Origin of the sequence: Rhabdothermincola sediminis (assembly GCF_014805525.1) — a bacterium.
GTDB classification, from domain to species: Bacteria; Actinomycetota; Acidimicrobiia; order Acidimicrobiales; family Acidimicrobilacustridaceae; genus Rhabdothermincola; species Rhabdothermincola sediminis.
Genome location: NZ_JACFSZ010000012.1, coordinates 115,466 through 125,158, shown reverse-complemented (window position 1 = coordinate 125,158; position 9,693 = coordinate 115,466). Strand labels below are relative to the sequence as shown.

General features: G+C 70.4%; 6 protein-coding genes. All 6 read left to right on the top strand.

Annotation, left to right across the window (positions count from 1 at the left end; all coding sequences use genetic code 11):
* Positions 1–997, top strand: a 997-nt coding sequence (locus HZF19_RS11380; RefSeq protein ID WP_208028903.1) for an SGNH/GDSL hydrolase family protein, incomplete at its 5' end; no start/stop codon positions are given.
* A gap of 80 nt (positions 998–1,077) precedes the next feature.
* Positions 1,078–2,628: an NAD(P)/FAD-dependent oxidoreductase gene (locus tag HZF19_RS11375; protein WP_208028902.1), complete on the top strand. Its 1,551-nt coding sequence runs from the start codon at positions 1,078–1,080 to the stop codon at positions 2,626–2,628.
* Positions 2,629–2,650: 22 nt separating this feature from the next.
* Positions 2,651–3,397 carry a glycosyltransferase family 2 protein gene (locus HZF19_RS11370; RefSeq protein ID WP_208028901.1) on the top strand — a complete coding sequence of 249 codons (747 nt, stop codon included), beginning with the start codon at positions 2,651–2,653 and terminating at the stop codon, positions 3,395–3,397.
* Positions 3,398–3,402: 5 nt separating this feature from the next.
* Positions 3,403–3,807, top strand: coding sequence for a DUF2304 domain-containing protein (locus tag HZF19_RS11365; protein ID WP_208028900.1), 405 nt, complete (start codon positions 3,403–3,405; stop codon positions 3,805–3,807).
* 138 nt (positions 3,808–3,945) lie between these two features.
* Complete coding sequence (locus tag HZF19_RS11360; RefSeq protein ID WP_208028899.1) at positions 3,946–5,217, top strand: glycosyltransferase family 4 protein; 1,272 nt, start codon at positions 3,946–3,948, stop codon at positions 5,215–5,217.
* A complete protein-coding gene (locus tag HZF19_RS11355; protein ID WP_208028898.1) occupies positions 5,214–9,692 on the top strand; it encodes an alpha-(1->3)-arabinofuranosyltransferase domain-containing protein in 4,479 nt (1,492 codons plus the stop codon). The genes HZF19_RS11360 and HZF19_RS11355 overlap by 4 nt, the downstream gene beginning before the upstream one ends.
* The last annotated feature ends 1 nt before the right edge of the window (position 9,693 follow it).

Sequence of the window (9,693 nt, the reverse complement as noted above, 5' to 3'; positions counted from 1 at the left end):
CGCGCTGGCCCAGATCTCCCTGGTGATCCTCGAACAACCCGTCCGTCAACGCCGCCTGTTCACCGGCCGTACCCCCCTGTGGCTCGCCCCCCTCACCGCCATCGCCATCCTCACCACCACCATCACCAGCCAGCGGACACCTGATGCGAGCCAGAACATCGTGTTCGCGCTCGACGACCAGCCGGCGTTGCCGTCGGAGAACCTGGGTTCCCCGGCAGTCACCACCCCGCCCACGACGCTGCTGGACCCGACCGCCGGGCTACCGCCTCCCCCACAGGGTGCCCTACCGGTACCGCTGCGGCCGGGCGAGCGTCCTCGCCTGCTGATCGAGGGCGACTCGGGGGCGTTCACGCTCGGGGTCGGCATCCTCTTCTGGGCCCGCCAGGGAGATCCGTTGTCGGTGTTCAACGCCGGCAAGCTTGGCTGTGGCATCACCCGCGGTGGCGAACTGCGTTATGTCGGCAAGGAGCGCTCCACGCTGCCCGAGTGCGACAACTGGGTCGACCGCTTCACCGCGGACACCAAAGGGCTACGCCCGCACGTCGTAGCCGTGATGGTCGGCACCTGGGACGTGGTCGACCGGCGCCTGCCCGGTGACACCGAGTGGCGGGCCCCCGGTGATCCGGTCTACGACGCCTACCTGGCGCGCGAGATCGCCGAGGCCACCGACGTGCTGGCGGCCAACGGGGCCACCGTCGTGTGGATGACCCATCCCCACATCAAGGCCGGCATCAAAGAAGGCCGGCCCGGTCCGTTCCCCGAGAACGACCCGGCCCGCATGGACCGGCTGAACGACATCGTGCGGGAGGTGGTGCCCACCCGCCCCGGTGGGCGGGTGCTCGATCTGCAGGCGATCATGCGAGCCCGGCCGCAAGGGGAGCTCGACCTGGCCGAACGTCCCGACGGCATCCACTGGAGCGAGGCCTCGGGCATGGCCGCCGCCGAGTGGCTCGGACCGATGCTGATCGAGTTCGCCCGCACCCATTCCGTCCACTGACCGGCTCCACCGAACGGATGCCCATGGGTGCGCGACCGGTTGGCTACGCTCACCGGGTCCCGCTCGGGACCGGATCCACCATGCCTGCAACCCCCGAGACCATCCCGCCCGCCAGCTCCGACGGTCAGCCCCTCGTGGTGGTCATCGGCGCCGGGCCCGCCGGCCTGACCGCGGCCTACGAGCTGGCCAAGCGCGGGATCAGCTGCACGGTCCTGGAGGCCGACTCGGTGGTCGGCGGGATCAGCCGCACGGCCGAGCGGGACGGCTGGCGCTTCGACATCGGCGGTCACCGTTTCTTCACCAAGGTCCAGCGGGTGGAGGACCTCTGGCACGAGATCCTCTCCGAAGACGAGTTCCTCGTGCGGCCTCGGATGAGCCGCATCTACTACGACGGCAAGTACTTCGACTACCCGCTCAAGGCGGGCAACGCCCTGCGGAACCTGGGCGTGGTGGAGGCCGTGCGGTGTGTCGCGAGCTACGTGTGGGCGCGGCTGCGGCCGCCGAAGGACCAGACCAACTACGAGGGCTGGCTCGTGGCCCGCTTCGGCTGGCGCCTCTACCGGACCTTCTTCAAGACCTACACCGAGAAGGTGTGGGGTGTGCCGGTCAGCAGCATGCCCGCGGACTGGGCCGCGCAACGCATCAAGAACCTCTCGCTGTTCAACGCGATCCTCAACGCCCTGCTCCCCAGGAGGAACCAGAAGGAGATCACCAGCCTGATCGAGGAGTTCCAGTACCCGAAGTACGGCCCCGGCATGATGTGGGAGCGTTGCCGTGATCTGGTCGAGGCCGCGGGGACGAAGGTGGTGATGAACACCCGGGTGACCAGGATCGAGCACGACCGTGACCGCGCCCTCGCCGTCGTCGCGGAGTCCGACGGGGTGAGCACCCGGTACCCCGCGGACCACGTGATCTCCTCCATGCCCTTCTCATCGCTGCTGACCGCCATGGACCCACCCGTCCCGACTGAGGTGCGGCGCGCTGCTGACGACCTGCGGTTCCGGGACTTCCTCACCGTCGCGCTGGTGGTTCCCGAGGAAGCCGGCTTCCCCGACAACTGGATCTACATCCACTCCCCCGAGGTCAAGGTCGGTCGCATCCAGAACTTCGGGGCGTGGTCTCCGTACCTGGTGAAGGACGGTCGCACGTGTCTGGGGCTCGAGTACTTCGTCTTCGAGGGCGACGAGACTTGGACCGCGCCGGACGAGCAGCTCATCGAGATGGCCAAGCGCGAGCTGCAACAGCTTGGCTTGGTCGACGCATCATCGGTCGAGGCGGGCTACGTCGTGCGGATGCCGAAGGCGTACCCGATGTACGACGAGACCTACAAGGCGAACGTCGAGATCCTCCGGCGTTGGCTCGAACAGCACGCACCGAACGTCCATCCGGTCGGACGCAACGGCATGCACAAGTACAACAACCAGGACCACTCGATGTTCACGGCCATGCTCACCGTCGAGAACATCGTCGACGGTACCCACCACGACATCTGGGCGGTGAACGTCGAGGAGGAGTACCACGAGGAGCGGACCTCGACCGGTCCGTCCGGCGGCGGCACCGGACGCGACGCGCCGGTGATCCCCCGCTCGGCCTTCGCCGATGACCATCCGGTCAACCGGGTGCCCTCCTAGCGGCGGTCGAGGCTCGATGACGATGCCCGCCGAGCCGACACCGACGGCCGGACGCACGCTCGTCATCGTGCCCGCGTACAACGAGGAAGCAGCACTCGGATCGGTCCTCGACGAGCTGCTGGCCAGCCGCGAGGACCTCGACGTCGTGGTGGTCGACGACGGCTCGACGGACAGCACCGCTCAGGTCGCGCTGACGCACGGAGCGACGGTGCTGCCGTTGCCGTTCAACCTCGGGATCGGTGGGGCGCTGCGGACCGGGTTCCGCTACGCGGTCCGCGCCGGCTACCAGCGAGCCGTGCAGTTCGACGCTGACGGGCAGCACGACGCGGCGGAGATCGCCACGCTGCTGCGCGAGCTAGACACTGGCGTCGATCTCGTCATCGGGAGCCGCTTCGCGAGCGCGGTCAGCTCCTACGAGGTCGGTCGGGTCCGGGCCCGGGCCATGGCCTTGCTGCGCTTCGTCATCCGCCAGCTCTCTGGCCGCCGCTTCACCGACACCAGCTCGGGGTTCCGAGCGTTCTCGCCGGCCATGCTCCACTTCTTCGCCACCACCTACCCGGCCGAGTACATGGAATCGGTGGAGGCCCTCCTGCTCGCCTGCGCCAACGGCTTCCGGGTCGAGGAGGTGCCGGTGCGGATGCGTGAGCGGCAAGCCGGCCTGTCCTCGCACCGCAACCTCCGCCTGCTCTACCACTACCTCCGGCTCTTGTTCGTGCTGGCCGCGAGCTCGTCGCGACGCCACCGGGTACCCTCGGCCGCGCCAGGGTGATCGACATGCCGCCGCTGCTCGCCCAGATCGCGCCGGGCGGATTGTCCAGGACCGCCCACGTCTTCATCGGCGTGGGCACGCTGATCACGATCGTGTTCATCGTCCGGCTCCTCCGGCGCCGGCAGCTCCGCAGCAAGTACGCCCTGCTCTGGACAGCTGCCGGTTCCGCGCTCGCCCTGCTCGCCCTGTTCCCCGGGCTGCTCGACCGGGTGTCCCGCTGGGTGGGGATCGACTACCCGCCCGCACTGTTCCTGCTGATCGCGACCGGGTTCCTCTTCCTGACCAGCGTGGAGTTCTCGCGCGAGGTGAGCCGGCTCGACGAGCGCACCCGCGCCCTGGCGGAGGAGATCGCCATGTTGCGGGCGCAGCGTGGCCCCGTGACGACGGACGATCCTCCCGAGCAGCGTTGACTCTCGAGCGATCTGCGCGCGCGACCGCCGAGCTCTGCGCCTCGCGCCGCACGGGCCGGCGATCCCTCCGTTGACACTGGGTTCCCGACCCTCTCCACTACGATCCGATGCGGCCTTCTCCCAGGCGGAGCAGGTCCGATGGCGGCCCGAGGGCGCCGCCGCAGCCCATCGTCACCCTGCCTCGGAGGCATCGCGATCACCACGCCGGCCCCTGCACCGTTCGAGCCACCCGGCGCGTCGAGCTCGGCCGAGATCGCTCGGCTGGCCGCAGCGGCGGGACTCCAGCGTGTGCACATCCTGGCGTGGCGGGATCTCGCGGACGTCGAGGCGGGGGGCTCCGAGTTGCACGCTGCCGAGGTCGCCCGGCGCTGGGCAGCGGCCGGGCTCGAGGTCACCATGCGAACCTCCTACGCGCAGGGCAGCCCCCCCACCGGCGCCCGCGACGGATACCGGGTGATCCGTCGTCGGGGGCGCTACATGATCTTCCCTGCTGCGGTGGTGGCGGAGCTCCGTGGCCTACACGGGCCTCGAGACGGCCTGGTCGAGATCTGGAACGGGGTGCCGTTCCTGACTCCCCTCTGGGCACGGGGCCCGCGGATCTGCCTCATCCACCACGTGCACCGGGACATGTGGCGGCTGGTGCTCGAGGAGCGACTCGCCCGTCTCGGTGAGATGCTCGAACTGCGAATCCTGCCACCGATCTACCGCCGCACCCCCATCGTCACACTCTCGGAGTCGTCCCGCCGCGAGCTCATCGAGCAGATGCACTTCCGGCCGGAGCTGGTGCGAGTCGTGCCACCGGGCATCGATCCTCGCTTCAGCCCGGGAGGGGAGAAGAGCCGGACCCCTCTGGTCGTGAGCGTCGGCCGGCTCATGCCGTCCAAGGGCTTCGACGCGCTCATCCGCATCGCCGCCGAGGTCCGGGACTCGGTGCCAGAGCTCGAGCTGGTCATCGTCGGCGACGGCTACGAGCGCGACCGCCTGGAGCAGCTCGTGAGCGACCTCGATGCGACCGGCTGGGTGCATCTCGTGGGCCGGCTGTCCGACGACGAGCTCCTGGCGCTCTACCGGCGGGCCTGGGTGGTGGCCTCCGCGTCCATCGCGGAAGGGTGGGGTATGACGCTCACCGAAGCCGCGGCGTGCGGCACCCCGGCGGTCGCGACCCGCATCGCCGGCCACCTCGACTCGGTCTCCGAGGACGAGAGCGGTCTGTTGGCCGACTCCGATCGCGAGTTCGTCGCCAAGCTGCGCGCGGTGCTCACCGACCATGATCTGCGGGTGCGGCTCTCCGAGGGAGCCCGCAAGCACGCCGACCGCTACACCTGGGACGCCACCGCCCTCGGGGTCTTCACCCCGCTCGCCGAGGACGCGATCCGCCGCCGCGCCCGCCGCCGCGGTCGCGGCCGGTGAGGTCGATCTCGCCGGCGGCCGGTCGCCAGACGGAGGGCACCACCGGTGAGCGACCGCTAGCCAGCCCGGCGACATCTCGGATCGGGGACTGGTGGGTCGTCGCGATACCTGCCCTGATCGCCTACGTCCCCCTGCTGCTGACCCGGCCAGGTGAGGTCGGGGCGGACACCAAGACCTACCTGTACCTCGATCCCGGCAAGCTCCTGCGCAGCGCCCCCTACATCTGGGACAGCCAGATCGGCTTGGGCACCGTCACCCACCAGAACATCGGCTACCTGTGGCCGATGGGGCCCTTCTACTGGGTGTTCGACCAGCTCGGGGTGCCGGACTGGGTGGCGCAGCGGCTGTGGCTCGGTTCGGTGATGTTCGCCGCGGCGCTCGGGGTGCGGTACCTCATCCGCACCTTGGGAGCGCACGGCTTCGCGGATCGACCCGGCGCGGTCCTCGTGGCGTCGCTGGCGTACATGATGAGCCCCTACCTGCTCGAGTACGCGGCCCGCATCTCGGTCATCCTCCTGCCGTGGGCCGCGCTCCCCTGGCTCATCGCCCTCACCGCGAAGGCCCTCAAACACGGTGGCTGGCGGTATCCCGCGTGGTTCGCGCTGGTCGTGCTCACGGTCGGGGGCATCAACGCGACCGCGCTCATCCTGGTCGGCGTGGGGCCGCTGCTGTGGGTGGTGCACGCCGTCTGGCTGGAGCGCGAAGTTCCGATGCGGGACGCGGTCAGGGCCGTGGCCCGCATCGGGCTGCTGACCCTGCTCACCTCCACGTGGTGGATGGCTGGCCTGTGGGCCCAGGGCCGCTACGGCCTCCCCGTGCTGCGGTACACCGAGACCTACAAGACCGTGGCGGAGGTCTCCACCGCGCCGGAAGTGCTGCGTGGCCTCGGCTACTGGTTCTTCTACGGCAACGACAAGCTCGGTCCCTGGATCGAGCCGAGTGCCACGTTCACCCAGCGGGTGCCGATCCTCGCTCTCAGCTACGTCCTGCCCCTCCTGGCACTGGCCAGCGCCGCGCTGGTGAGGTGGCGCTACCGCGCCTACTTCCTGGTGCTGCTCGTGGCCGGGACGCTCATCGCCGTCGGGAGCCATCCCTGGGAGGAGCCATCGCCGCTCGGGGCGGTCTTCAAGGCCTTCGTCCGCACCGATGTCGGTCTCGGCATGCGCAGCACCCCCCGTGCCGTGCCCCTCGTGGTGCTGGCGTCCGCCCTGTTCCTCGGCGCCGGCGTGGCGGCCCTCGGCCGGCGCCTGCCCCGCCTGGCCACCCCGACCACCGTCCTGGTCGCCTTGCTGGTCGCCGGCAACCTTCCCACCCTCTGGACCCGCGAGATGGTGGCCGCCAACCTCAAACGACCTGAGCAGATCCCTGGGTACTGGCTCGATGCCATCGCCTACCTCGATGCGCAGAGCCACGACACCCGCATCCTCGAGCTACCAGGCTCCGATTTCGCCAGCTACCGGTGGGGCAACACGGTCGACCCGATCACCCCCGGGCTCACCGACCGCGGCTACGTGGCTCGCGAGCTGTTCCAGTGGGGGTCGGCGCCATCCGCGAACCTCGTGAACGCCTTCGATCGCCGGTTGCACGAGAGCGACCTCGATCCACAGGCGGTCTCGACGTTCGCGAGACTGGTCGGCGCGGGTGACATCATCTACCGCGCCGATCTCCAGTTCGAGCGCTACCGCACGGCTCGCCCTCGCCAGACCTGGGAGTTGCTCAGCAGTGCTACCGGTCTCGGCCCCCCGATCGAGTTCGGGTCGCACGTCCCGAACATCGCGGGACCGGAGCAACCGATGGTCGACGAGATCGAGCTCGACGCGATCGATCACCTGCCGTACCCGCCTCCGGTGGCGGTGTTCCCCGTCGAGGGGGCGCTGGCGATGATCCGCTCCCACCGGGTCGATCGCCCCCTGCTCGTCGCCGGCGACGGCGACGGACTCGTCGACGCCGCGAGCATCGGGCTGCTGGACCTGAACCAGGCGATCTTCTACAGCGGGTCCTTCGCCGCGGACGACTCCCGGTTCGAACGCATCTACGGACAGGGCGCCGACCTCCTGGTCACCGACACCAACCGCAAGCGGGCCCGGCGCTGGGGCACGCTGCGGGAGACCACCGGCTACACGGAACGGGCGGGCGAGCGACCGCCCCGGTACGACCCCGGTGACCAGCGGCTCGACCTGTTCCCCGGTGCCGGGGACGACGCGTACACCGTGAGCGAGCAACGCGGCGGCGCGGTGGTCACCGCCACCGACTACGGCAATCCCGTCACTTACACCCCGAACGACCGTGCAGCCAACGCGCTCGACGGGGACCCCTACACCGCGTGGCGGGTGGGCGCGGTCGACGACCCGATCGGGCAACGACTCACGATCAGCCTGGATCATCCGATCACCACCGGCGAGCTCACCCTGCTCCAGCCGATCAACCTGGTTCGCAACCGCTGGATCACCGAGGCTCGTCTGCGCTTCGACGGCGGCGACCCGGTGGATGTGTCCCTGGACGACCGCTCGCGGCAACTCCCGGGACAGGTGGTGTCCTTCCCCGAGCACACCTTCCGCGAGCTCTCCATCGAGGTGCGCCGGACGAACATCCCGAAACGACCCCGCTACGACGGCATCAGCGGTGTCGGCTTCGCCGAGGTGGGCCTCCCCGGGGTCCGGGTCGACGAGGTCGTGCGCCCCCCCGACGATCTCCTGCAGCGGGCGGGGCGGTCGTCGCTCGATCACCGGCTCACCCTGCTGTTCACCCGCTTGCGTTCCAACCCCTCCGAACCCGTCCGCACGGACGAGGAGCCCGCGCTCGCCCGGGCCATCCGGCTGCCGACGGCTCGCGGCTTCTCCCTCGCCGCCCAAGCGCGTCTGTCCGCGGACCTGAGCGACGACGGCATCGACCGCCTGCTCGGGCTCCCGGACGCTTCCCAGGGAGGGATCACGGCCCGCTCCAGCCAGCGACTCCCCGGCAGCCTCGCCCGGCGCGCTTCCGCGGCCATCGACGGGGACGAGACCACCCACTGGGCCACACCCTTCCTCCAGCCGGAGGGTCAGGAGCTCGATGTCGAGCTCGACCAGCCGGTCACCTTCGACCACCTGGACCTCCGGGTGATCGCGGACGGCCGGCATTCGGTACCCACCCGGATCGAGCTGCGGGTCGACGGCTCGGAGGAACCGGTCGTCCTCGATCTCCCGCCCATCGAGGACGGTATGGAGTCGGGCGCGGTGGCCAGCGCGCGCCTCGAGCTTCCCGAGCCCGTCTCCGGGCGGGCGTTCTCGTTCCGCATCGCGCAGGTTCGCCCCGTCGAGACCATCGACTGGTACTCGAACACTCCGATCACGATGCCGGTGGCCATCGCCGAGCTCGGTATACCCGGTGTCCAGCGGGCACCGTTGCCCGATCGCATCGACACCGGGTGCCGCACGGACCTGCTCACCGTCGACGGGCAGCCCGTCCCCCTCCGCATCACCGGCTCCACCGCAGACGCCCTCGCCCGCAAGGCGCTCACCGTCACGCCCTGCGGCGACGACCCAGCGGTCAGGCTCGAAGCAGGCGACCACCTGGTGCGCTCGAGCCCGGGGCGGGTGAGCGGCATCGACCTCGATCGCCTCGCCTTCGCGTCGGACGCCGGTGGCGCGCCCGCCCCGGCCGTGGCCGCGCCCGGCAGGACCCCCCCAGGGCCCCCGACGCGCACGGTGTCCTCGGGACCGGTGTCCTTCGACGTGGAAGTCGACGCCGGCGGCAGCCCCTTCTGGCTCTCGGTAGGTCAATCCTGGAACGCGGGGTGGCGGGCCACCGTCGACGGCCGCGATCTCGGCCCGCCACAGGTCATCGACGGGTACGCGAACGGCTGGCTGGTCGATCCCGGCGGGGCTCAGACGGTTCGCATCACCGTCGAGTGGGCGCCCCAACGGGTCATCTGGTTCTTCCTCGCCGTCTCCGCCCTGGCGGTGCTGGTGACGCTGGCTCTGGCGTTCGCCGGACGCCGCCCCCCGCGCGACCGGCGGGCCATCACCGACGACGACGAGTCGCTCGACCCCCACTTCGAGCTCCCCTGGGCTCAGGGGCCCGACCGGCTCTCCACCCGGGCCTCGGCCGCCGGAGCGATCCTGCTCACGGTGGCCGGCCTCGGCGCCCTCTCGTTCGCAGGTTGGATCCCCACCCTGTCCCTCGCCGTGGGTGCCGCCACCTTCGTGGCCTGCCGGGCACCCCGCGGGCGTGGCTGGCTCGCGCTCGGCGCGGTGGCGTGCCTCGCGACCGCCTACCTCTACATCGTCACCAGCCAGCTCCGGCACCGGCACGTGCCCGACTTCATCTGGCCGGTGCAGTTCGAGCGAGTGCACGTGCTCGGTGTGGTGGCCGTCCTGTTGCTCCTCGCCGAAGCGGTACGGGAGGTCGCCCTGCGCCGGTGGGCCACCCGCGAATCCGGTGATCGGCGTCCGGCTCCTGGGGCGTCTGGCACCCCAGCGCCTACCATCGGTTGAC